Origin of the sequence: Citrobacter sp. RHB21-C05 (assembly GCF_013889015.1) — a bacterium.
Lineage (GTDB): Bacteria > Pseudomonadota > Gammaproteobacteria > Enterobacterales > Enterobacteriaceae > Citrobacter_A > Citrobacter_A sedlakii.
The window spans coordinates 4,214,928-4,238,110 of the sequence record NZ_CP057611.1; the positions used below are offsets into that span (position 1 = coordinate 4,214,928).

The following is a 23,183-nucleotide window of genomic DNA, read 5'->3' on the forward strand; positions in this document are numbered from 1 at the left end:
CCGCTCCTTTTCGGGCGGCACGGGATTAATAATATTCAGAAAAATCAACAGGCTGGAAGCACATGTCAAACAAAGAATTCTTTTATCAGGCGCCTTTCCCGATGGGGGAAGACAAAACAGAGTACTATCTGCTCACTTCCGACTACGTCAGCGTGAGCGAATTTGAAGGAGAATCTATCCTGAAGGTGGAACCGCAAGCCCTGACGCTGCTGGCGCAACAAGCCTTCCACGACGCCTCTTTCCTGCTCCGCCCTGAACACCAGCAACAAGTCGCCTCCATTCTTCACGACCCCGACGCCAGCGAAAACGATAAATACGTGGCGCTGCAATTCCTGAGAAACTCCGAAATCGCCGCTAAAGGCGTTCTGCCGACCTGCCAGGATACCGGCACCGCAATTATCGTCGGTAAAAAAGGCCAGCGCGTCTGGACCGGCGGCGGTGATGAAGCGGCGCTTTCCAAAGGCGTTTACAACACCTACATCGAAGACAACCTGCGCTATTCCCAGAACGCGGCGCTGGATATGTACAAAGAGGTGAACACCGGCACCAACCTGCCTGCGCAGATCGACCTGTATACCGTCGACGGCGACGAGTACAAATTCCTTTGCGTGGCTAAAGGCGGCGGTTCGGCCAACAAGACCTACCTTTACCAGGAAACCAAAGCGCTACTCACTCCGGGCAAGCTGAAAAACTTCCTTGTTGAGAAAATGCGCACGCTCGGCACTGCGGCCTGCCCGCCGTACCATATCGCTTTCGTCATTGGCGGTACCTCCGCTGAGAGCACGCTGAAAACCGTGAAGCTCGCCAGCACGCATTATTACGACGGTCTGCCGACCGAAGGCAATGAGCACGGCCAGGCGTTCCGCGACACGCAGCTGGAGCAGGAACTGCTGGAAGAAGCGCAAAAACTCGGCCTCGGCGCGCAGTTTGGCGGGAAGTATTTCGCGCATGACATTCGCGTGATCCGCCTGCCGCGTCACGGCGCTTCCTGCCCGGTGGGAATGGGCGTCTCCTGTTCCGCTGACCGTAACATCAAAGCGAAAATCAACCGCGAAGGGATCTGGATTGAAAAACTGGAGCACAATCCGGGCCAGTACATTCCCGATGCCCTGCGCCAGGCGGGTGAAGGCGACGTGGTGAAAGTTGACCTTAACCGCCCAATGAAAGAGATCCTCGCCCAGCTTTCGCAGTACCCGGTCTCCACACGCCTGTCGCTGACCGGCACGATTATCGTGGGACGCGACATTGCCCACGCGAAGCTGAAAGAGCGCATTGAGTCCGGCGAAGGGCTGCCGCAATACATTAAAGATCATCCGATCTACTACGCGGGTCCGGCGAAAACCCCAACGGGCTACCCGTCCGGTTCATTAGGCCCAACCACCGCAGGCCGTATGGACTCCTATGTCGATCTGCTGCAGTCACACGGCGGTAGCATGATCATGCTGGCGAAAGGCAACCGCAGCCAGCAGGTGACGGACGCGTGCCATAAACACGGCGGCTTCTATCTGGGCAGCATCGGCGGCCCGGCGGCAGTGCTGGCGCAGCAGAGCATCAAACATCTGGAGTGCGTTGAATACCCGGAACTGGGTATGGAAGCAATCTGGAAGATCGACGTGGAAGACTTCCCGGCGTTTATCCTGGTGGATGACAAAGGCAACGATTTCTTCCAGCAGATCGTCAGCAAACAGTGCGCTAACTGCGCGAAGTAATCACAGCACCACGCCGGATGGCGGCTGCGTCTTATCCCTCCTGGACTCCCCTCCCCAGGCTGGATAAGCGCAGCGTCATCCGGCTTTCACTTTCCCATGCCGGCTGCGACAACGCATCCGGCAACATTACGTGCAGAACTCCCCATTATCCCCGGCGAAACGTCATAACCAGAATCGGCAGCGCGAATACCAGCGTCAGGAGATTCGCCATGCTGACGGCCATGTCGTCTATTAAGGGCCTCATTTGGGAAACGGAAAATAGTGTATGTGTAAAGATGATATTTTGTACTGATTCATCTCAACTGGCCGTAAAGGACGATACTTCGCTTCAGCCCGCGACTTATTTTTTCGCCAGTTATCCTTTCTCATCATACTAATGTACAGTCTCTCCCGGATATACCGCACTCAGGCACTATACCGGCAACCAGAAACGGGTGATTTGGGTTAAGAAGGGATTGTTGTATGATGCCGATGGGAATAACCACTTAAACATTGAGGGATTAATGATGGCAAGGGCGCTAGCCTGTCTTGGCGATAAAACGCGTTACGGAAAAATTATTTCAGCTACTGCATCCTGGTTTGAAGGAAGTAAAGCAATAGCCCGGACCGGCGACAAAGCATCATGCAGCAGATGCAACGGTTTTTTTGAAATTCTTGCTTCCGCACAGGACTGGGCAGAAGAAGGCAAAGCGTATGCGGCCACAGGTGACAGAGTGCTGTGCCGTTGCCCCGATCATTATATTTACGGTTCAGCCACACAATATACCAGCACAGGCACAGGCACTCCGACCTCCCGAAATACCAGTCATTCGCCTGTACCGGCGCAGCAGTCAATGGATTCCAGCGCCCGGAACTGTATTCGCTTTCAGTGTACCGGTGATGATGGCCAGCTAATGACAGGCTGTCGCTACACTCTGATGTTTCCGGACGGACGTTCTGAAGCTGGCGTTACCGATGAGTATGGTGTGACTGGATGGCATTATGCAAAATCCGCTGAAAATATTAATTTGCATATATTAATGGATTAATTATGGCGGTTTATCATCTCAGTACCCGTATTAACACTAATGTTCCTCCTGATTACTTATTGTATGACCTGTGCATTTATCGCATGGACACCAAAAGGACTAAACACTTCCTGATAGATGTGAAGCAACAGCCGTTTAAGGAAAATTATGAAACACAGAGCCACCTGACCAAAAATATAAACGAGTCACTCTCGACAATTTATATTATGGAAATGAAACTTTACCGAAAAACCATGTTGCATATGCTTTGTGTAACACCTCTTCCGTTCACTAAAATGTACACTCTTGAAGAATTTGCGTCAGGTAAAGCCTGGTCTCCGGTGAAACGAGAGAATCCCTGCTATTTTGAGTCAAAAGGAACAATGAAACCTGAAAGTCAGGGGGGCGAAACCATGCCGATTAAGATCACCATCCCTGAACGTCCATTTATAGCGAAAAAATATCCAATAGGTTCACCTCAAGATCCGTTCGAAAAAAATAAAGTTGAATCTGAGATAAATGACCGATTTTATCATTACTCTTATCCTTATCAGGATAGGGCCAGTGTATGTGGTCCTGCTGCATTTTTTTACTGTATTCAAATGGACCGCCCTGATGTATATGCACAGGCGGCCCGGGAACTATGGCGTTATGGAAAGACCAAAATAGGCAAATTGACCATTTCCCCAGGTGAAGGATGTAAACATCCTTCGGGTATGTTTTATACGAGTGGAGGGAAACCAAGTATATCAGGACTTGACTGGATGACTCTGGCTGGGCTTAGAGACTCAGAGAACACAGTATTCAGTTTTGATGCTCTTGATTCTCCTGTGGCAGGTATCACAATGTGGCAAACTCTGTCGGAATGGTTTGAGAAAGCCGGTTATGAAATGGTCTTTAGTAACGTGGGAATCACTCAGGCAGATATTCAGGGAATAAGAGATTTAAATAAATATGTTGTGCAAGGCTATAAAGTCATCACATTAATAAATGATGGACTTCTTGATGGCAGTGAGAGTAATACAACATTACCTACGCATTGGATTGTATGGGATGGCTGTGTCACACAAGATAGTAATGGATATATCAATTTGAAATTATTTTCCTGGGGGCAAACAGCTTATTGGATTAAACAAAGAAAAGACTTACAGTTTTTTGTCAACAGATTTTTTGGAGGGATGGTTTTCAAACCATTAATATAGCCATGAAAATAATTCGCATTGTTTTTATTCCATTTTTATTATCAGCGTGTGTTTTACATGCCAATATCACCCCTGATGATAATGTTCTCAGTAACGCAATTGTCGGGACGCCCTATGCCAGCGAGATAAATATAAATGGTGGGGCGGTAACTTCTTTAGATTCTAATGGGAAAGAAAGATTTGTGGGTGAAATAACCCCATCCGATACAGGATTATTTTTAACGTATTGTAATGACTCACCTGCTCACAATTGCGTCAGGATTCAGGGGATGCCTGTAAAGCCCGGAGTTGTCTATGTTCGAGTATCAGGCGGACTGTTTGGTACAAATGTAGCCACAGGTGGTGAGTTTGATAAAACCTACACTATTACGATTAAGGATGCAGAAGGGCCTCCTTAAGATTATTTGAGAGGCAGTCTCAGCATTACTCATTAAGATACGTCGGCATGTCGCCGCAGCAGTATCGCAAACTGAGCCAACAGCGCCGCCAGACAGCAACCGGGTGAGGGGGCGCAAAAGACCGCCCGGTAATATCACTATCAGCCCCAAAAATAATCGACCTGTCGATAAAAACGCGCCAATAAACAGGATATTTTACACATAACCTGTTGATTAGTAATTTATTTATCGTAACACCCCTGCCCTTGACGCCCTCTTTACTCTCTGTTTTGCCGGGACAATACTTGCCCGCGTCACACATTCCTTCACTACCGGGTAAAGATGATGAAAGTATTAATTGTTGAAAGTGAATTTCTGCATCAGGACACCTGGGTGGGCAGCGCCGTAGAACGTCTGGCTGACGCCTTAAGTCGGCAAAATGTTACCGTCATTAAGTCCACGTCTTTCGACGACGGCTACGCCATCCTTTCTGCCAACGAAGCCATTGATTGCCTGATGTTCAGCTATCAGATGGAACACGCGGATGAACATCTCAACGTCAGGCAACTGATCGGTAAGCTTCATGAGCGCCAGCAAAACGTGCCCGTCTTTCTGTTGGGCGACAGAGAGAAAGCCACCGCATCGCTGGACCGCGACCTGCTGGAGCTTGTCGATGAGTTCGCCTGGATCCTTGAAGATACCGCCGACTTTATTGCCGGGCGCGCCGTGGCGGCGATGACCCGCTATCGTCAGCAACTGTTGCCGCCGCTGTTCAGCGCGCTGATGAAGTACAGCGACATTCATGAATACTCGTGGGCCGCCCCGGGCCACCAGGGCGGCGTGGGCTTTACCAAAACGCCTGCCGGTCGTTTCTATCATGACTTCTACGGCGAAAACCTGTTCCGCAGCGATATGGGCATTGAGCGTACCACGCTCGGTTCGCTGCTCGACCACACTGGCGCATTTGGCGAAAGCGAAAAATATGCCGCCCGCGTCTTTGGCGCAGACCGGTCATGGTCAGTGGTGGTCGGGACGTCCGGCTCCAATCGCACAATCATGCAGGCCTGTATGACCGACAATGATGTAGTGGTGATTGACCGTAACTGCCATAAATCCATCGAACAGGGGCTGATCCTGACCGGGGCGAAACCGGTTTATATGGTGCCAAGCCGCAACCGCTATGGCATTATCGGGCCAATTTATCCGCAGGAGATGCAGCCGGAAACGTTGCGGAAAAAAATCGACGCCAGTCCGCTGACCCGCGAAAAAACCGGGCGACAGCCCACCTACAGCGTAGTGACCAACTGTACCTATGACGGCGTTTGCTATAACGCGAAAGCGGCGCAGGATCTGCTGGCGCAAACCACCGACCGCATCCATTTCGACGAAGCCTGGTACGGCTATGCCCGCTTTAACCCAATTTACGCCGATCATTTCGCCATGCGCGGCGAGCCGGGCGATCACAGCGGTCCTACCGTTTTCGCCACCCACTCCACTCACAAACTGCTGAACGCGCTTTCGCAGGCGTCGTATATACATGTGCGTGAAGGGCGCGGCGCGGTAAATTTCTCCCGCTTTAACCAGGCGTACATGATGCATGCCACCACCTCGCCGCTATACGCTATTTGCGCATCCAACGACGTGGCGGTTTCAATGATGGATGGCAACAGCGGCCTGTCGCTGACGCAGGAAGTGATCGATGAAGCGATAGATTTCCGTCAGGCGATGGCACGCCTGTACAAAGAGTACCGTGCCGACGGCGACTGGTTCTTCAAACCGTGGAATAAAGAGCAGGTTACCGATCCGCAAAGCGGGGAAACGTATGATTTTGCTGACGCGCCGGCGTCTTTACTGGCCACCGACCAGAACTGCTGGATAATGCGTCCGGGTGAAAGCTGGCATGGATTTACGGATTTACCGGATAACTGGAGCATGCTCGACCCGATCAAAGTCAGTATTCTCGCACCGGGTATGGGTGACGATGGCGAACTGGAAGAGACCGGGGTGCCTGCCGCGCTGGTTACCGCATGGCTGGGACGTCACGGCATCGTGCCGACCCGCACCACCGACTTCCAGATTATGTTTCTGTTCTCGATGGGGATCACCCGCGGGAAATGGGGCACGCTAATCAACACGCTGTGCTCGTTTAAACAGCATTATGACGCCAACACACCGCTGGCGCAGGTAATGCCGGAACAGGTGGAAGCGCATCCTGACGCTTATGCGAATATCGGGCTGCACGATCTGGGCGATCGGATGTTCGCCTGGCTGAAAGAGAATAACCCTGGTGCGCGCCTGAACGCGGCCTATTCCAGCCTGCCTGTTGCAGAAATGACGCCGCGTGACGCCTATAACGCCATTGTTAATGATGCAGTCGAAAGGGTGGCAATTGAGAATTTACCGGGGCGTATTGCCGCTAACTCGGTTATCCCTTACCCGCCAGGCATTCCCATGCTGCTTTCCGGGGAAAACTTTGGCGATGACAACAGTCCGCAGGTGGGGTATCTGCGCGCGCTACAGTCGTGGGATCGTCACTTCCCGGGCTTTGAACATGAAACGGAGGGGACGGAAATTATTGACGGCGTGTATCACGTCATGTGCGTGAAAGCCTGACGTCAGTTCCGACGACTGCGTCATGGCCCGGCCAGCGTGACGCAGCCAGATTTTGGCCAGAGGATGTGACAGCCTTTTCCTGAGTATTGTTGCAACATGAGCATTGTCATACCTTTTTGCGCGGGTCCCCCCGCGCTTTTTTTTTATCTCTCATTCCGGTTTCCACCCTCGTAAAAAATTCTGTACATAAGAATCATCTGCTGACGCTTGAAATAGAAAATAAAAAGATTATTTTAATGCAGGATTTGATTCATCATACAAATTTTACGGCTTCCGTTATCTCTCTCCATTGGCGGGATCGGGTATTTTATGTTCATATTTCAGGAGTTGGGGTATGAGACTTTGCAGCACAGAACCCTGCATCGTGGTGTTAACAGAAAAAGATGTTTGGCTGAGGGTAAATGGCAAAGAGGCGATAAATTTAAAAGCACATCATATGGCGCTTATCGCCTGCGAAAATAACATCATTGATATCTCATCGCTTAATAATGCACTTGTCGCGCATATAAGTCGCGATATCATTAAAGAATATCTGCGTTTTTTGAATAAAGATTTATCTCACGTCCCCCTCTGGCAGCGAAGCTCATCGCCAGTGTTAACCGCATTATGCGTAACGCCAGACGTTTTTCGGGTCGCGGCGGAACACAGCGTCCAGCATACCAACAGCCCCGGCGAAAACGAGCGCACCCGCTCCCTGCTGTTCACCGTACTGTCGCGCTTTCTCGACAGCAAAAAGTTTATGTCGCTGTTAATGTTTATGCTGCGTGACCGAATCAGCGACAGCGTTTACCATATTATTGAAAGTGATATACATAAAGCGTGGAACCTCAGCCAGGTTGCCAGCTGTTTATGCCTGAGCCCCAGCCTGCTGAAGAAAAAATTAAAAAACGAAAATACCAGCTACAGCCAAATCATCACTACCTGCCGTATGCGCTATGCCGTTAATCAATTATTAATGGACGGTAAAAATATCTCTCAGGTTTCTGAACTGTGCGGATATAACAGCACATCCTATTTTATCTCGGTATTTAAAGAGTATTACGGCATGACGCCGTTGCATTATGTCAGCCAGTTTAAGAATCGCCCTGCGCCCTGACGCATTCCTGTTTTGTAATAAGCCACGATAATATCAGCATTAGCGATAAGCCTGTTCCGACATCATTCAGCGGCGCACTCCGGGCGTATTATACGACCTGATTTCACAGTCCTTTTCAGGAGTTGAATAATGTCTTCAGATGCTGATGCCCACAAAGTGGGCTTAATCCCCGTCACCCTTATGGTGTCGGGGAATATTATGGGATCAGGGGTTTTCCTGCTGCCAGCTAACCTCGCCGCCACCGGCGGGATTGCCATCTACGGATGGTTAGTGACCATTATCGGCGCGCTGGCGCTGTCGATGGTTTACGCCAAAATGTCGGCATTAGACCCCAGTCCTGGCGGCTCTTACGCTTACGCACGACGCTGCTTCGGCCCTTTCCTCGGGTATCAGACCAACGTGCTGTACTGGCTGGCCTGCTGGATCGGCAATATTGCCATGGTAGTCATTGGCGTTGGTTATCTCAGCTACTTCTTCCCGATCCTGAAAGATCCGTTGGTGCTCACTCTGACCTGCGTGGCGGTGCTGTGGATTTTCGTTCTGCTGAATATCGTCGGGCCGAAAATGATCACCCGCGTACAGGCCGTCGCCACCGTGCTGGCGCTGGTGCCGATTGTTGGCATCGCCGTGTTCGGCTGGTTCTGGTTTCGCGGTGAAACCTATATGGCGGCGTGGAACGTTAGCGGCATGAACACCTTTGGCGCGATTCAAAGTACCCTGAACGTCACGCTGTGGTCGTTTATTGGGGTAGAAAGCGCCTCGGTAGCGGCGGGGGTAGTTAAAAACCCGCAACGCAACGTGCCGATCGCCACCATTGGCGGAGTGCTGATAGCCGCCGTCTGCTACGTGCTCTCAACCACCGCGATCATGGGGATGATCCCGAACGCCGTGCTGCGCGTTTCCGCCTCGCCGTTTGGCGACGCCGCCCGCATGGCGCTGGGGAATACCGCAGGCGCGATTGTTTCCTTCTGCGCCGCGGCAGGCTGTTTAGGTTCGCTCGGCGGCTGGACGCTGCTGGCCGGTCAGACGGCGAAAGCCGCCGCCGACGACGGCCTGTTCCCGCCCATTTTCGCCCGCGTCAACAAAGCCGGTACCCCGGTCGCCGGGCTGATCATCGTCGGGATCTTAATGACCCTGTTTCAGTTCAGTAGCATGTCGCCAAACGCCGCCAAAGAGTTTGGTCTGGTGTCCTCTGTCTCGGTGATCTTTACCCTGGTGCCGTATCTGTATACCTGCGCCGCACTGCTGCTGCTCGGTCACGGACACTTCGGCAAGGCGCGGCCAATCTACCTGCTCGTCACCTTCGTGGCATTTGTTTACTGCATCTGGGCGGTGGTTGGCTCCGGCGCGAAAGAGGTGATGTGGTCGTTTGTCACCTTAATGATCATAACTGCACTGTATGCCCTGAACTACAACCGCATCCATAAAAACCCGTATCCGCTGGATGCGCCAGTGAGCAAAAATTAGTTCGCCTGCCGGGAAACGCCCAAGGGCGCGGCTTTTCAAAACAGCCAACCTTAATTTCTTAAGGTTGGCTTAATTTTACTCTGCGAAGATTGGCGCCACTTCGTTGATGGACCTCACCCCATGTTAAAGCGCATATTCAAAAGACCGTCTATCAGCCTGCTCACCTGGCTGCTGCTGGTTTCGTTTTATCTTTCCGTTTGCCTGAATCTCGCCTTTTATAAGCAGGTCATACAGGCTCTACCGCTGGACTCCGCGCGTAACGTGCTGGTCTTTCTGTCGATGCCGGTGGTGGCGTTCAGCGTGATCAACATCGTCCTGACGCTGGCCTCGTTTCTCTGGCTGAACCGCCCGCTGGCCTGCCTGTTTATTTTGATGGGCGCGGCGGCGCAATATTTCATCCTCACCTACGGCATCATCATCGACCGTTCGATGATCGCCAACATGATGGATACCACGCCCGCCGAAACATTCGCCCTGATGACGCCGCAGATGGTGCTTACCCTCGGTCTGAGCGGCATTGTAGCGGCCCTGATCGCCTGCGGGATCAGAATCAGCCCCTCTACGCCGCGTTTGCGCAGCGTACTGGCGCGTGGGATCAGCATTATGATCTCCGTCCTGCTGATCGTCCTAGTCGCCAGCTTTTTTTATAAAGATTACGCCTCGCTGTTTCGCAACAATAAGCAGTTGGTGAAAGCGCTCAGTCCCTCGAACAGTCTGGTGGCCTCCTGGTCCTGGTACGCGCACGAACGGCTGGCTAACCTGCCGCTGGTGCGCATTGGCGAAGATGCCCATCGCACTCCGCAGAGCGTGGACGGCGAACGTAAAAACCTGACCATTTTGATCGTCGGGGAAACCTCGCGGGCGGCAAACTTTTCGCTGGGCGGCTATCCGCGTGAAACCAATCCGCTGCTGACAAAAGATAACGTGGTCTACTTCCCGCGCACCACCTCATGCGGGACTTCTACCGCGGTCTCCGTGCCGTGTATGTTCTCCGGGATGCCGCGCAAGCACTATGACGCAGAGCTGGCGCACCATCAGGAAGGGTTGCTGGATATCATTCAACGCGCGGGTATCAGCGTGCTGTGGAACGATAATGACGGCGGCTGCAAAGGCGCCTGCGACCGCGTACCGCATCAGAATGTCACTACCCTCAACCTGAAAGGCCAGTGCATTGACGGCGAATGTTATGACGACGTGCTGTTTAACGGCCTGGAGTCGTACATCAACCAGTTACAAGGCGATGGGGTCATTGTGTTGCATACCATTGGCAGTCACGGCCCGACGTATTACCACCGCTACCCGCCGCAGTTCAGGAAATTTACCCCAACCTGCGACACCAATGAAATTCAAACCTGCTCACAGCAGCAGCTCATCAATACCTACGATAATACCGTTCTGTATGTCGACTATATTGTTGATAAAACGATTAATATCCTGAAGTCGCATCAGGATAAATTTACCACCAGCCTGGTGTATCTTTCCGACCACGGCGAATCGCTGGGGGAAGATGGCGTGTATTTGCACGGTCTGCCTTACGCCATTGCGCCAGAAACGCAAAAGCATGTGCCGATGCTGCTGTGGCTGTCGCCGGATTATCAGCAACGCTACGGCGTAGACAATGATTGCCTGCAAAAACAGGCGCGGGAACAGGATTACTCGCAGGACAACCTTTTTTCGACCATGCTGGGACTGACCGGCGTGCAGACAACGCAATACCGGCCCGCGGATGACATTCTGCGGACCTGCAGGAGAACCGCTGAATGAAAATACTGATTGTGGAAGACGATACGCTGCTCTTACAGGGGTTGATCCTGGCGGCGCAAACCGAGGGATACGCCTGCGACGGCGTCTCCACCGCACGCGCGGCGGAGCAGTGTCTGGAAAGTGGTCATTACAGCCTGTTGGTGCTGGATCTCGGCCTGCCGGACGAGGACGGCCTGCATTTTCTGGCGCGTATCCGGCAGAAAAAATACACCCTGCCCGTGTTGATCCTGACCGCCCGCGATACGCTCAGCGACAAGATCGCCGGGCTGGACGTGGGCGCCGACGACTATCTGGTGAAACCCTTTGCGCTGGAAGAACTTCATGCCCGCATCCGCGCGCTGCTTCGCCGCCACAATAACCAGGGCGAAAGCGAACTGGTGGTCGGCGGTCTGACTCTCAATATGGGGCGTCGCCAGGTCTGGAAAGCCGGCGAGGAGCTGGTGCTGACGCCAAAAGAGTACGCCCTGCTTTCCAGGCTAATGCTGAAAGCCGGCAGCCCGGTGCACCGGGAAATTCTTTATAACGACATTTATAACTGGGACAACGAGCCTTCCACCAACACGCTGGAAGTCCATATCCACAACCTGCGCGACAAGGTCGGTAAGTCGCGCATTCGCACCGTGCGTGGCTTTGGCTACATGCTGGTGGCGACCGCGACCGAGGAAGGCTAAGTGAACCTGACGCGTTTTCTGCGCCGGCCCATGACCCTGCGCCAGCGCCTGATGTTGACCATCGGCGTTATCCTGCTGGTTTTCCAGTTGATCAGCGCCTTCTGGCTCTGGCATGAAAGCACTGAGCAGATTGAGCTGTTTGAGCAGGCGCTACGGGATAACCGCAATAATGACCGCCACATCATGCATGAAATTCGCGAAGCGGTCGCCAGCCTGATCGTCCCCGGCGTGTTGATGGTCAGCCTGACGCTGCTGATCTGTTACCAGGCGGTGCGGCGTATCACCCGGCCGCTCGTCAGCCTGCAAAAAGAGCTGGAGAGCCGCACCGCGGATAACCTGACGCCGATCGACCTTCGCAGTTCAACGCTGGAAATTGAAGCGGTGGTTTCCGCGCTGAACCAACTGGTGAACCGGCTGACCGCGACGCTTGAGAACGAGCGCCTGTTTACCGCCGACGTGGCGCACGAACTGCGAACGCCGCTGGCCGGGGTACGTCTGCACCTCGAACTGCTGTCAAAAGCGCATAATATAGACGTCGCCCCGCTCGTTGCGCGGCTGGATCAGATGATGGACAGCGTCTCGCAGCTGTTGCAGTTAGCCCGCGTCGGACAGTCGTTCTCGTCGGGTAATTATCAGCAGGTCCGGCTGCTGGAAGACGTCATCCTGCCGTCCTGGGATGAGCTTAGCACCATGCTGGAACAGCGCGATCAGGCCTTGCTGCTGCCCGAGAGGCGCGACGACGTGACGGTAAAAGGCGACGCCACGCTGCTGCGCATGCTGTTGCGTAACCTGGTGGAAAACGCCCATCGTTACAGTCCCAAAGGGACGACGATCGCGATCACGCTGAACACGGATAAACAGGCCGTCATGGCGGTTGAAGATGAAGGGCCGGGGATCGATGAAAGTCAATGCGGCGAGCTAAGTAAAGCGTTCGTGCGTATGGACAGCCGTTTCGGCGGCGTCGGGCTGGGGCTGAGTATCGTCAGCCGCATCACGCAGTTGCATCGCGGCGAATTTTATTTGCAAAACCGGGTGGATGCGACGGGAACCCGCGCGTCGGTGAGGCTGGAGAAGATCTAATAAGTGGTGACCCAGACGTACAAAAAACTGCTGACAATCAGCACGCTAAAGACAGTGGCGACACGTTCATAAAGACGCTTTTTCATCATACTCTCCTCCAGATTATGAAGGAGAGTATGCCCGTCAGAGATTAAGCAAACCTTAAGACGCCTTTACTCGTCGATACGTGGATGCTGCTGAACCAGACGAGTCCGTTTCTCCTGGAGTTCAGCAATTTCCTGATCGATATCTTCGATTTTCTGCTCGATGTTATCGTAGTGCTCGCCGAGGATTTCTTTCGCTTCCTGAATGTCAGACGCGGCAGGCGTCGCCCCTTTCAGTGGACGGTTGGCGGTCTCTTTCATGGTCATACCGGTAATGAAACCAATCACCGCAATCACCATCAGGTAATAGGCTGGCATCATCAGGTCCCGGGAGCTTTCCACCAGCCAGGCGGCCAGCGTTGGCGTCAGACCGGCAATCAGCACCGAGATATTAAATGCCGCCGCCAGCGCGCTGTAGCGAATGTGCGTCGGGAACATCGCCGGGAGCGAGGAGGCCATCACGCCGGTGAAGCAGTTCAGGATCACCGCCAGCATCAGCAGACCCGCAAAAATCAGCCCGATCACGTTACTGTTAATCAGGATAAATGCCGGAATCGCCAGCGCAAACAGCGCGATACTGCCCAGAATCACAAACGGGCGGCGACCAAAACGGTCACTCAGCAGCCCCATCACCGGCTGCACAAACAGCATCCCGATCATAATGGCGATAATAATCAGCACGCCGTGATCTTCCGAATAGTGCAGGTTATGCGACAGGTAACTCGGCATATAGGTCAGCAGCATGTAATAGGTTACGTTGGTGGCAATCACCAGACCGATACACGCCAGCAGGCTGCGCCAGTGTTTGGTCGCAATCTCTTTAAACGAAACTTTTGGACCTTCCTGCAAGCCTTCGCGGTCGCCCTGCTCCAGTTTTTCGACGTGCTGCTGGAACGCCGGGGTCTCTTCCAGCGCATGGCGCAGGTAAAGCCCGATAATCCCCAGCGGCAGCGCGATAAAGAACGGAATACGCCAGCCCCAATCAAGGAAGTTTGCTTCCCCCACCACGGTGGAGATCAGCACCACGACACCCGCGCCCAGCACGAATCCGGCAATCGAGCCAAAATCCAGCCAACTGCCCATAAAGCCGCGTTTACGGTCCGGGGAATATTCCGCGACAAAGATCGACGCGCCGGTGTATTCGCCGCCGACCGAGAAGCCCTGCGCCATCTTGCACAGCAGCAGCAGGATAGGCGCCCAGATACCAATAGAAGCGTAGGACGGTATCAGGCCGATACAGAACGTACTGATCGACATAATGACGATGGTGATAGCCAGGATCTTCTGACGCCCATATTTATCGCCGAGCATACCGAAGAACAAACCGCCAAGTGGACGAATCAGGAAGGGAACAGAGAAAGTCGCGAGCGCGGCAATCATTTGCACGCTGGGGTCAGCCCCCGGGAAGAATACTTTACCTAACGCGTAGGCAACGAAGCCATAAACACCAAAATCAAACCATTCCATCGCATTGCCGAGCGAGGCCGCGGTGATCGCTTTACGCAGTTTACCGTCATCAATAATGGTTACGTCGCGAAGCGTTATCGGTTTTACTTTTTTCCTTTTCAGCATAGCTGTCCTCATAGACTAAGCCCTGTCTCGCTGCATACCGCTTCATTGGCGCAAGCTGCGCGAACGTCACCGTCGAGCGTTGGAATCACGCAGGCGCAATTCCTTTACCAAGCGTAGCAGGTTTACTTACACTGACCGGTTAAGGACTGTACAACCGAACCTGTTGACGCCTGAAGTGGGCGGTTAATGACCTCTTTACCCTACCAGTGTTTAAATTTGTGATCAACTTCACATATATGTTTGTGTTTCGTCAAAGAACGTAAATAAGGTGATCCTCACTCTCTTTTTTGACGTGGCAACGTTGCGATTCTTTTTTGCTTTCGTTGCGATGACATTCATCGTCACGACCAAACATTTCCCGGCGACACTATTAATCTGCTATGCAAATTCCCCTGGCTTTTTTACACCTTGTTTACGTTTATTTTAAATAATCCAAAAGCCGCCGAATGTTTACATTAATTATGTGACAAAGATAACTAAAACACTGTTTCGTTTTCATTGAATCAATATTCCAATGAATGCAAGATAAGAGACGAGGCAACACCACCGGGGAGCGAAAGAGGCCGCCAGCAGGCGCAATCGCTACGTACAACGTAAAGGGAACGCAGTATTTTCTGCGCTTCGCTTCGATATAACAAACTGAATTCAATACCTTTTGCCACCTTGTCCGTTTGTTTCGCGGGTAAGAAGTGAGGACGTTTATGAAAATTAAAGCCACCATAGAACGCATCCCTGGTGGGATGATGTTGATTCCATTACTGCTCGGCGCCGTTTTAAATACCCTGGCGCCAGACACGGGCGCGTATTTCGGTTCATTTACTAAAGGAATGATAAGCGGCACGGTGCCCATTCTGGCGGTATGGTTCTTTTGTATTGGCGCTTCTATCGATCTGCGCGCAACCGGTACGGTATTACGTAAATCCGGTACGTTGGTAATCACGAAAATTGCCGTTGCGTGGGTGGTGGCGATGATCGCCGCCTCGTTTATTCCGGACACCGGCATTCAAACCGGTTTCTTCGCGGGTCTGTCTGTACTGGCGATTGTTTCCGCAATGGACATGACCAACGGCGGCCTGTACGCCAGCCTGATGAACCAGTACGGCACCAAAGAAGAGTCCGGCGCGTTCGTGCTGATGTCACTGGAGTCCGGTCCGTTGATGACCATGGTGATTCTTGGTTCCGCTGGCCTCGCTTCTTTCGAGCCGCATCACTTTATCGGCGCCGTATTACCGTTCCTGATCGGCTTTGCCCTCGGTAACCTCGACCACGATCTGCGTGCGTTCTTCAGCAAGGCAACGCCAGTCCTGATTCCGTTCTTCGGCTTTGCGCTGGGTAACACCATTAACCTGAGCGTGATTGTTGATACAGGTCTGCTGGGCATCATGCTGGGCGTGGCGGTCATCATTATCACCGGTATTCCGTTGATTATTGCCGACCGCGTGATCGGCGGCGGTAACGGTACAGCGGGTGTGGCGGCGTCTTCTGCGGCGGGCGCTGCGGTGGCGAACCCGGTCATTATCGCCCAGATCAACCCGGCGTTTGAGCCCGTCGCGGCTTCCGCGACGGCGCTGGTTGCCGCCAGCGTGATTGTCACCGCCATCCTGGTGCCGATCATCACTGCGCTGTACGCCAAACGCTTCGGCAACGTTCAGCCTCCGGTCAATGCGGAAGAAAAAACCGCTGAATCCATGAATCACTAACCTTCAGTCGCCCTCCCGCTCTGCGCGGGAGGGCGACGTCTAACGACTGCGTCCGCTTCTCTTCGCGCCTTTCACCTCGCTTTCTTCCAGCCTCCCTTTCTTAAAACGCGAGTAGTCCCGACAACGTTGGGGATTTTGTGTATAATTGCCGCCTTTTTCGGCAATCTGCCATGCTTTTGGGGCGCGTTTGCCCCTGCTGACTTTTGAGGAACTCACCATGTCATTACCTAACTGCCCACAATGCAACTCCGAATACACCTACGAAGACAACGGCATGTATATCTGCCCGGAATGCGCCCACGAATGGAACGATGCCGAACCGGCGCAGGACAGCGATGAGCTGATTGTGAAAGACGCTAACGGCAACCTGCTGGCCGACGGCGACAGCGTGACCGTGATTAAAGATCTGAAGGTGAAAGGCAGTTCTTCGATGCTGAAGATCGGCACCAAAGTGAAAAACATCCGACTGGTGGAAGGCGATCACAACATTGACTGCAAAATCGACGGTTTCGGCCCGATGAAGCTGAAATCGGAGTTTGTGAAAAAGAACTGATTGTTATCCTGCCTGCCTGATATTGCCCGGTGGCGCTTCGCTTACCGGGCTGGGGGTAACTACACTTAATGGGCTTCCCTTATCAGAGGTCCAGATCATGTCGTTAAGTCCCTATCTCTCTTTTGCTGGCAACTGTGCCGACGCCATTGCGTTTTATCAGCAAACGCTCGGCGCAGAACTGCTCTATAAAATCAGCTTCGGCGAAATGCCCCCGTCGGCACAGGACAGTCAGGACGGCTGCCCGTCCGCAATGACCTTCCCCGATACTGCCATCGCCCATGCCAATGTGCGCATTGCGGGGAGCGACATTATGATGAGTGACGCCCTACCGTCAGGCACGGCGCACTATTCCGGCTTTACGCTGGTTCTTGACACGCAGGATGTCAACGAAGGAAAACGCTGGTTCGACCGCCTCGCTGCCGAAGGAAAAATTGAAATGGACTGGCAGGAAACCTTTTGGGCGCACGGCTTTGGCAAGGTCAGCGATCGTTACGGCGTCCCGTGGATGATCAACGTCGTTAAGCAGCAGGCAAACGGTTAACCTCGCGGGAGGCCCTGCCTCCCGCCCTGTCATCTGATTCCACTCAATTCTTCATCATCAGGTCATCACAACTTAACCCAAACGTCACATTAATCCGCCACGATGGGGCCACTTTTTTCAGAGAGGCCGCATCATGCAAACGATTATTCGCGTCGAAAAACTCTCCAAAACGTTCAATCAGCAGCAGGCGCTGCACGCCGTCGATCTGAACATCGTTTCCGGTGAGATGGTGGCTCTGCTTGGGCCGTCGGGTTCCGGCAAATCCACCCTTTTACGTCACTTAAGCGGGCTGATCACCGGTGACAAAGCGCCGGGTAGCCACGTCGAGCTGCTTGGTCGCACCGTCCAGCGCGAAGGCCGTCTGGCGCGCGATATCCGCAAAAGCCGCGCCCATACCGGCTATATCTTCCAGCAGTTCAACCTGGTCAATCGCCTGACAGTGCTTGAGAACGTCCTGATTGGCGCGCTCGGCAGCACGCCGTTCTGGCGCACCTGCTTTAGCTGGTTCACCCAGGAACAGAAGCAGCGCGCGTTACAGGCGCTGACCCGCGTCGGCATGGCGCACTTCGCGCACCAGCGCGTTTCTACCCTTTCCGGCGGCCAGCAGCAGCGCGTGGCCATCGCCCGCGCCCTGATGCAGCGGGCGAAAGTGATTCTGGCCGACGAGCCGATTGCCTCGCTGGACCCGGAATCCGCGCGCATCGTGATGGATACCCTGCGCGACATCAACCAGACCGACGGCATCACCGTCGTCGTCACGCTGCATCAGGTGGATTACGCCCTGCGCTACTGCGAACGCATTGTGGCGCTGCGTCAGGGGCATGTGTTCTACGACGGCAGCAGCCAACACTTCGATAACGATCGCTTTGACCATCTGTACCGCAGCATGAACCGCGTCGAACAGAACGCGCAGGCTGCTTAATTCAAAAAGACCAGGCAAGTGAAATAGCCTGGAACAATGCGAGGATAATATGAATTACAAAACGGTTGCCGCGTTGGCGTTTACCAGCATGTTCAGCGTCAGCACCCTGCTCACCCCGGCACATGCCGAAGAACAGGAAAAAGCGCTGAACTTTGGCATTATTTCGACCGAGTCACAGCAAAACCTGAAACCGCAGTGGGACCCGTTCCTGAAGGATATGGAAAAGAAACTGGGGGTCAAGGTCAATGCCTTCTTCGCCCCGGACTACGCCGGGATCATCCAGGGGATGCGCTTTAACAAAGTGGATCTCGCCTGGTACGGCAATCTTTCCGCGATGGAAGCGGTAGATCGCGCCAACGGCCAGGTCTTCGCCCAGACTGTCGCCGCTGACGGATCGCCCGGCTACTGGAGCGTACTGATCGTCAACAAGGACAGTCCGATCAACACTCTCGACGATCTGATCGCCCAGCGCAAAGATCTTACCTTCGGCAACGGCGATCCTAACTCCACCTCTGGCTATCTGGTTCCCGGGTATTACGTCTTCGCAAAAAACAATATCTCCGCCAGCGACTTCAAACGCACCGTTAACGCCGGTCATGAAACCAACGCACTGGCGGTAGCGAACAAGCAGGTCGACGTCGCCACCAACAACACCGAAAACCTCGACAAGCTGAAAACCTCCGCGCCGGACAAGCTCAAAGAGCTGAAGGTGATCTGGAAGTCGCCGCTGATCCCGGGTGATCCCATCGTCTGGCGGAAAAATCTTTCTGAAACCACCAAGGACAAGGTGTACGACTTCTTTATGAATTACGGCAAAACGCCGGAAGAAAAAAGCGTGCTGGAACGTCTGGGCTGGGCGCCGTTCCGTGCCTCCAGCGACCTGCAACTGGTGCCGATTCGCCAGCTCGCCTTGTTTAAAGAGATGCAGGGCGTGAAGGACAACAAAGGACTGAGCGACGAAGAGAAAGCCAGCAAAACCTCGGCGATTAAAGGGCAACTGGACGATCTCGACCGTCTGACTGCCGCGCTCGGCGCCATGACTAGCGTGAACAAAGCGGTGCAATAACCCCTGGCTATAGGCCGGATGACGCTGTGCTTATCCGGCCTATACCCGCGTCAAATCGTCGTCACTTATGGAGCAACTATGCAAACCATTACCGTCCCCCCGCCGAAGCGAAGCTGGTTCTCGCTCTTGAGCTGGGCCATTCTGCTGGCTGTACTGGTCGTGTCGTGGAAAGGCGCCGAAATGGCCCCGCTGACGCTGATTCAGGACTCCGGCAACATGGCGACTTTCGCCGCCGACTTCTTCCCGCCGGACTTCAGCCAGTGGCGGGACTACCTCGGCGAAATGGCCGTCACCCTGCAAATCGCCGTCTGGGGCACCGCGCTGGCGGTCATCCTGTCCATTCCTTTTGGTCTGATGTGCGCCGACAACCTCGTACCGTGGTGGATTTACCAGCCCATGCGCCGTCTGATGGACGCCTGCCGCGCCATCAACGAAATGGTGTTTGCGATGCTGTTCGTGGTCGCCGTCGGTCTCGGTCCGTTTGCGGGCGTGATGGCGCTATTTATCCACACCACCGGCGTGCTGTCGAAACTGCTTTCCGAAGCGGTCGAAGCTATCGAACCCGGCCCGGTAGAAGGTATCCGCGCCACCGGCGCCAATAAGCTCGAAGAAATTCTCTACGGCGTACTGCCGCAGGTCATGCCGCTGCTCATCTCCTATTCGCTGTACCGCTTTGAGTCCAACGTCCGCTCCGCCACGGTGGTCGGCATGGTGGGCGCAGGCGGCATCGGCGTCACCTTGTGGGAGGCGATACGCGGTTTCCAGTTCCAGCAAACCTGCGCGTTGATGGTGCTCATCATCATCACCGTCAGCCTGCTGGACTTCCTCTCCCAGCGTTTACGTAAGCACTTTATCTGATTCGCGAGGCATTGATGGCTATGCACTTGTCTACACATCCGACCAGTTACCCGACGCGTTATCAGGAGATTGCCGCGAGACTTGAGCAGGAGCTTCGTCAACATTACCGCTGCGGCGACTATCTTCCGGCGGAGCATCAGCTTGCCGCCCGTTATGAGGTGAACCGCCATACCCTGCGCCGGGCCATCGATCAGTTAGTTGAACGCGGCTGGGTGCAGCGTCGTCAGGGTGTCGGCGTGCTGGCGCTGATGCCTGCTCTGGACTACCCGCTGAACGCCCAGGCGCGCTTTAGCCAGAATCTGTTGGATCAGGGCAGCCATCCCACCAGCGAAAAGCTGCTGGCGGTACTGCGACCGGCTTCCCGCCACGTTGCTGATGCCCTCAGCGTGCAGGAAGGCGACAACGTCATTCACCTGCGAACGCTACGCCGGGTCAACGGTATCGCCCTGTGCCTGATCGATCACTACTTTTCCGACCTCAGCCTCTGGCCGCTGTTGCAGGGCTTCCATAGCGGCTCGCTGCATGACTATCTGCGCGAACAGTCCGGGCTGACGCTGATGCGTACCCAGACGCGCATCAGCGCCCGCCGCGCGCAGGCGAAAGAGAGCAAGGTACTGGAAATCCCGAACATGGCGCCGCTGCTCTGCGTGCGCACCCTGAACCATCGTGAAGGTGAGGAGCAGGCAGCGGAATACTCCGTCAGCCTGACCCGCGCCGACATGATCGAATTCACTATGGAGCACTGAATGCATATCGATACCGCCACCCGCCAGCGCTGGATGCGCGCGTTGTCCTGGAGCAACGCCGAAACGCTGAACGCACTGATGCAGGCGCTGAAGCTGGCGCCGGAATACACGCTTATCCGCGCGCCGGAAACCGGTCTGATGCAGATCCAGGCGCGCATGGGCGGCACCGGCAACCGTTTCTTTGCCGGCGATACCACGCTCACCCGCGCGGTGGTGCGCCTGAACAGCGGCACGCTCGGCTACAGCTACCTGCTGGGACGCAATAAACAGCACGCCGAACGGTGCGCCGTCGTCGACGCGCTGTTACAGGAGCAGGCCCATTTTCAGACGCTCATGGAAACCTTAATCGCCCCGCTGGAGGCCGAACGCGAGGCGCAAATCGCTGCCCGCCGCGCTGAAGTGAACGCCAGCCGGGTCGACTTCTTTACGCTGGTACGCGGAGATAACGAATGACACGATCCACGGAACTACAAACCGCCTTTACCCTGCCCGTTCAGGACGCGCAACAGAGCTTTCGCCGCCTGCTGAAAGCAATGAGCGAACCGGGCGTGATTGTCGCCCTGCATCAGCTTAAGCACGGCTGGCAACCGTTGAACCTTGCCACCACCAGCGTCCTGCTGACCCTGGTCGATGGCGACACGCCGGTATGGCTGTCACCTGCGGTGAACAACGACATCGCCAGCCAGAACCTGCGTTTTCATACTCAGGCGCCATTGGTCGAGCAACCGCAGTTGGCAGCGTTTGCCGTCACCGACGAGCGCATCAGCCGCGAGCAGCTTAACGCCCTTTCCGCGGGTTCCGCCGTGGCGCCGGAAACCAGCGCCACGCTGATCGTCCAGGTCACCAGCCTCAGCGGCGGGCGGATGCTGCGCCTGACCGGGGCGGGGATCGCCGAAGAACGGATGATCGCGCCGCAGTTACCGGACTGTCTGATCCACGAACTGACCGAACGCCCGCACCCCTTCCCGCTGGGCGTCGATTTGATACTTACCTGCGGCGAGCGCCTGCTGGCCATCCCTCGCACTACCCACGTGGAGGTGTGCTAATGTACGTCGCCGTTAAAGGGGGCGAGAAGGCGATAGCCAACGCCCATGCGCTCCAGGAGAACCGCCGTCGGGGCGATGCCGCCATCGGTGAACTGAGCGTGGCGCAGATTGAACAGCAGATGAACCTGGCGGTTGACCGGGTGATGACCGAAGGCGGTATCGCCGACCGCGAACTGGCGGCGCTGGCGCTGAAACAGGCCAGCGGAGACAACGTCGAAGCCATCTTCCTGCTGCGCGCCTACCGCACCACGCTGGCGAAGCTGGCGGTGAGCGAACCGCTGAACAGCGCGGAGATGCGCCTGGAGCGGCGTATTTCCGCCGTCTATAAAGACATTCCCGGCGGGCAGCTTTTAGGCCCGACTTACGACTACACCCATCGCCTGCTCGATTTCACCCTGTTGGCGAACGGCGAAACGCCGCCTCTGCGCACCGCCGATCACCCAACGGAACCCGCGCCGCACGTCTTTTCCCTGCTGGCGAAGCAGGGGCTGGCAAAGCGCGAAGAGGATACCGGCGCACAGCCGGACGATATCACCCGCACACCGCCGGTCTACCCCTGCTCGCGCGCCTCACGCCTGCAACAGCTCATGCGCGGCGACGAAGGCTACCTGCTGGCGCTGGCCTATTCCACCCAGCGCGGTTATGGCCGCAACCACCCGTTCGCGGCGGAGATCCGCAGCGGCTACGTTGAGCTGGAAACGGTGCCGGAAGAGCTGGGATTCGCGGTAAACGTTGGCGAACTGCTGGTGACCGAATGCGAGATGGTCAACGGATTCGTCGCCCCGGACAATGATGCGCCTCACTTCACCCGCGGCTACGGGCTGGTGTTCGGCATGAGCGAACGCAAAGCCATGGCGATGGCGCTGGTGGATCGCGCGCTACAGGCACCAGACTACGATGAAACGGTCACAGGACCGGCGCAGGACGAGGAGTTCGTGCTGGCGCATGCGGATAACGTCGAGGCGGCGGGTTTTGTTTCGCACCTCAAGCTCCCTCATTACGTCGATTTCCAGGCCGAGCTGGAACTGCTTAAACGCCTGCAACAGGAGGCCGACCGTGACGACTAACCTCTCCGGCTACAACTTTGCGTACCTTGATGAACAAACCAAA

22 protein-coding genes and 1 pseudogene are annotated in these 23,183 nt (G+C 54.9%); 21 read left to right on the forward strand and 2 right to left on the reverse strand.

Going from position 1 to position 23,183, the window contains the following annotated elements; all coding sequences use genetic code 11:
• The first annotated feature begins 62 nt into the window (after positions 1-62).
• From fumA to pmrB, 11 genes and pseudogenes are all read left to right on the forward strand, one after another.
• Entirely contained in the window at positions 63-1,709 is a 1,647-nt protein-coding gene (gene fumA / locus HVX72_RS20080) for a class I fumarate hydratase FumA (protein WP_042291025.1), read from the forward strand.
• A gap of 458 nt (positions 1,710-2,167) precedes the next feature.
• Entirely contained in the window at positions 2,168-2,737 is a 570-nt protein-coding gene (locus HVX72_RS20085) for a PAAR domain-containing protein (protein ID WP_233459367.1), read from the forward strand.
• A gap of 2 nt (positions 2,738-2,739) precedes the next feature.
• Positions 2,740-3,918, forward strand: coding sequence for a hypothetical protein (locus HVX72_RS20090; protein WP_181822162.1), 1,179 nt, complete (start codon positions 2,740-2,742; stop codon positions 3,916-3,918).
• A gap of 2 nt (positions 3,919-3,920) precedes the next feature.
• The gene (locus HVX72_RS20095; RefSeq protein ID WP_181822163.1) at positions 3,921-4,316 is read left to right on the forward strand and encodes a hypothetical protein; all 396 of its coding nucleotides are present in this window, start codon (positions 3,921-3,923) and stop codon (positions 4,314-4,316) included.
• 35 nt (positions 4,317-4,351) lie between these two features.
• Positions 4,352-4,423: pseudogene (locus HVX72_RS22280) on the forward strand (hypothetical protein); the annotation flags it as partial.
• Between the two features lie 217 nt (positions 4,424-4,640).
• On the forward strand, positions 4,641-6,908 hold the full coding sequence (gene adiA, locus HVX72_RS20100; protein ID WP_181823302.1) for an arginine decarboxylase: 2,268 nt from the start codon (positions 4,641-4,643) through the stop codon (positions 6,906-6,908).
• Positions 6,909-7,242: 334 nt separating this feature from the next.
• Entirely contained in the window at positions 7,243-8,004 is a 762-nt protein-coding gene (locus HVX72_RS20105; protein ID WP_042291041.1) for an AraC family transcriptional regulator, read from the forward strand.
• 129 nt (positions 8,005-8,133) lie between these two features.
• Positions 8,134-9,471 (forward strand): arginine/agmatine antiporter, encoded by a 1,338-nt coding sequence (gene adiC / locus HVX72_RS20110; protein ID WP_181822164.1) that lies wholly within the window; start codon positions 8,134-8,136, stop codon positions 9,469-9,471.
• A gap of 120 nt (positions 9,472-9,591) precedes the next feature.
• Positions 9,592-11,235: a phosphoethanolamine transferase EptA gene (gene eptA / locus HVX72_RS20115; RefSeq protein ID WP_181822165.1), complete on the forward strand. Its 1,644-nt coding sequence runs from the start codon at positions 9,592-9,594 to the stop codon at positions 11,233-11,235.
• Positions 11,232-11,906: a two-component system response regulator BasR gene (basR, locus tag HVX72_RS20120; protein ID WP_042291047.1), complete on the forward strand. Its 675-nt coding sequence runs from the start codon at positions 11,232-11,234 to the stop codon at positions 11,904-11,906. The genes eptA and basR overlap by 4 nt, the downstream gene beginning before the upstream one ends.
• Positions 11,907-12,986 carry a two-component system sensor histidine kinase PmrB gene (gene pmrB / locus HVX72_RS20125; RefSeq protein ID WP_181822166.1) on the forward strand — a complete coding sequence of 360 codons (1,080 nt, stop codon included), beginning with the start codon at positions 11,907-11,909 and terminating at the stop codon, positions 12,984-12,986.
• Here pmrB and pmrR read toward each other — a convergent pair.
• On the reverse strand, positions 12,983-13,075 hold the full coding sequence (pmrR, locus tag HVX72_RS20130; protein ID WP_060570378.1) for an LpxT activity modulator PmrR: 93 nt from the start codon (positions 13,073-13,075) through the stop codon (positions 12,983-12,985). The genes pmrB and pmrR overlap by 4 nt on opposite strands.
• A gap of 63 nt (positions 13,076-13,138) precedes the next feature.
• Positions 13,139-14,641 carry a glycine betaine/L-proline transporter ProP gene (gene proP, locus HVX72_RS20135; RefSeq protein WP_042291054.1) on the reverse strand — a complete coding sequence of 501 codons (1,503 nt, stop codon included), beginning with the start codon at positions 14,639-14,641 and terminating at the stop codon, positions 13,139-13,141.
• A gap of 701 nt (positions 14,642-15,342) precedes the next feature.
• On the opposite strand from proP, the gene kdgT reads away from it, so the two are divergent.
• From kdgT to HVX72_RS20185, 10 genes are all read left to right on the forward strand, one after another.
• Positions 15,343-16,341 (forward strand): 2-keto-3-deoxygluconate transporter, encoded by a 999-nt coding sequence (gene kdgT, locus HVX72_RS20140; protein ID WP_042291058.1) that lies wholly within the window; start codon positions 15,343-15,345, stop codon positions 16,339-16,341.
• A 217-nt stretch (positions 16,342-16,558) separates the two neighbouring features.
• Positions 16,559-16,894, forward strand: a complete 336-nt coding sequence (locus HVX72_RS20145) for a zinc ribbon domain-containing protein YjdM (RefSeq protein ID WP_042291061.1) — start codon at positions 16,559-16,561, stop codon at positions 16,892-16,894.
• 97 nt (positions 16,895-16,991) lie between these two features.
• Positions 16,992-17,435 (forward strand): VOC family metalloprotein YjdN, encoded by a 444-nt coding sequence (gene yjdN, locus HVX72_RS20150; RefSeq protein WP_181822167.1) that lies wholly within the window; start codon positions 16,992-16,994, stop codon positions 17,433-17,435.
• A gap of 133 nt (positions 17,436-17,568) precedes the next feature.
• A complete protein-coding gene (gene phnC / locus HVX72_RS20155) occupies positions 17,569-18,357 on the forward strand; it encodes a phosphonate ABC transporter ATP-binding protein (RefSeq protein WP_042291065.1) in 789 nt (262 codons plus the stop codon).
• 49 nt (positions 18,358-18,406) lie between these two features.
• The gene (gene phnD / locus HVX72_RS20160; RefSeq protein ID WP_060570379.1) at positions 18,407-19,423 is read left to right on the forward strand and encodes a phosphonate ABC transporter substrate-binding protein; all 1,017 of its coding nucleotides are present in this window, start codon (positions 18,407-18,409) and stop codon (positions 19,421-19,423) included.
• A 78-nt stretch (positions 19,424-19,501) separates the two neighbouring features.
• Positions 19,502-20,281 carry a phosphonate ABC transporter, permease protein PhnE gene (gene phnE / locus HVX72_RS20165; protein WP_042291069.1) on the forward strand — a complete coding sequence of 260 codons (780 nt, stop codon included), beginning with the start codon at positions 19,502-19,504 and terminating at the stop codon, positions 20,279-20,281.
• Between the two features lie 20 nt (positions 20,282-20,301).
• Positions 20,302-21,027 (forward strand): phosphonate metabolism transcriptional regulator PhnF, encoded by a 726-nt coding sequence (gene phnF, locus HVX72_RS20170; RefSeq protein WP_181826345.1) that lies wholly within the window; start codon positions 20,302-20,304, stop codon positions 21,025-21,027.
• Positions 21,028-21,480 carry a phosphonate C-P lyase system protein PhnG gene (gene phnG, locus HVX72_RS20175; protein ID WP_042291074.1) on the forward strand — a complete coding sequence of 151 codons (453 nt, stop codon included), beginning with the start codon at positions 21,028-21,030 and terminating at the stop codon, positions 21,478-21,480.
• Entirely contained in the window at positions 21,477-22,073 is a 597-nt protein-coding gene (gene phnH, locus HVX72_RS20180) for a phosphonate C-P lyase system protein PhnH (protein ID WP_042291077.1), read from the forward strand. Before phnG ends, phnH begins: the two co-directional genes overlap by 4 nt.
• Positions 22,073-23,140, forward strand: coding sequence for a carbon-phosphorus lyase complex subunit PhnI (locus tag HVX72_RS20185; protein WP_042291079.1), 1,068 nt, complete (start codon positions 22,073-22,075; stop codon positions 23,138-23,140). The genes phnH and HVX72_RS20185 overlap by 1 nt, the downstream gene beginning before the upstream one ends.
• The last annotated feature ends 43 nt before the right edge of the window (positions 23,141-23,183 follow it).

Coding starts and splice junctions, on each gene's coding strand:
- fumA (WP_042291025.1), top strand. CDS start 63: ATGTCAAACAAAGAATTCTTTTATCAGGCGCCTTTCCCGATGGGGGAA.
- HVX72_RS20090 (WP_181822162.1), top strand. CDS start 2,740: ATGGCGGTTTATCATCTCAGTACCCGTATTAACACTAATGTTCCTCCT.
- HVX72_RS20095 (WP_181822163.1), top strand. CDS start 3,921: ATGAAAATAATTCGCATTGTTTTTATTCCATTTTTATTATCAGCGTGT.
- adiA (WP_181823302.1), top strand. CDS start 4,641: ATGAAAGTATTAATTGTTGAAAGTGAATTTCTGCATCAGGACACCTGG.
- HVX72_RS20105 (WP_042291041.1), top strand. CDS start 7,243: ATGAGACTTTGCAGCACAGAACCCTGCATCGTGGTGTTAACAGAAAAA.
- adiC (WP_181822164.1), top strand. CDS start 8,134: ATGTCTTCAGATGCTGATGCCCACAAAGTGGGCTTAATCCCCGTCACC.
- eptA (WP_181822165.1), top strand. CDS start 9,592: ATGTTAAAGCGCATATTCAAAAGACCGTCTATCAGCCTGCTCACCTGG.
- basR (WP_042291047.1), top strand. CDS start 11,232: ATGAAAATACTGATTGTGGAAGACGATACGCTGCTCTTACAGGGGTTG.
- pmrR (WP_060570378.1), bottom strand. CDS start 13,075: ATGATGAAAAAGCGTCTTTATGAACGTGTCGCCACTGTCTTTAGCGTG.
- proP (WP_042291054.1), bottom strand. CDS start 14,641: ATGCTGAAAAGGAAAAAAGTAAAACCGATAACGCTTCGCGACGTAACC.
- kdgT (WP_042291058.1), top strand. CDS start 15,343: ATGAAAATTAAAGCCACCATAGAACGCATCCCTGGTGGGATGATGTTG.
- HVX72_RS20145 (WP_042291061.1), top strand. CDS start 16,559: ATGTCATTACCTAACTGCCCACAATGCAACTCCGAATACACCTACGAA.
- yjdN (WP_181822167.1), top strand. CDS start 16,992: ATGTCGTTAAGTCCCTATCTCTCTTTTGCTGGCAACTGTGCCGACGCC.
- phnC (WP_042291065.1), top strand. CDS start 17,569: ATGCAAACGATTATTCGCGTCGAAAAACTCTCCAAAACGTTCAATCAG.
- phnD (WP_060570379.1), top strand. CDS start 18,407: ATGAATTACAAAACGGTTGCCGCGTTGGCGTTTACCAGCATGTTCAGC.
- phnE (WP_042291069.1), top strand. CDS start 19,502: ATGCAAACCATTACCGTCCCCCCGCCGAAGCGAAGCTGGTTCTCGCTC.
- phnF (WP_181826345.1), top strand. CDS start 20,302: ATGCACTTGTCTACACATCCGACCAGTTACCCGACGCGTTATCAGGAG.
- phnG (WP_042291074.1), top strand. CDS start 21,028: ATGCATATCGATACCGCCACCCGCCAGCGCTGGATGCGCGCGTTGTCC.
- phnH (WP_042291077.1), top strand. CDS start 21,477: ATGACACGATCCACGGAACTACAAACCGCCTTTACCCTGCCCGTTCAG.
- HVX72_RS20185 (WP_042291079.1), top strand. CDS start 22,073: ATGTACGTCGCCGTTAAAGGGGGCGAGAAGGCGATAGCCAACGCCCAT.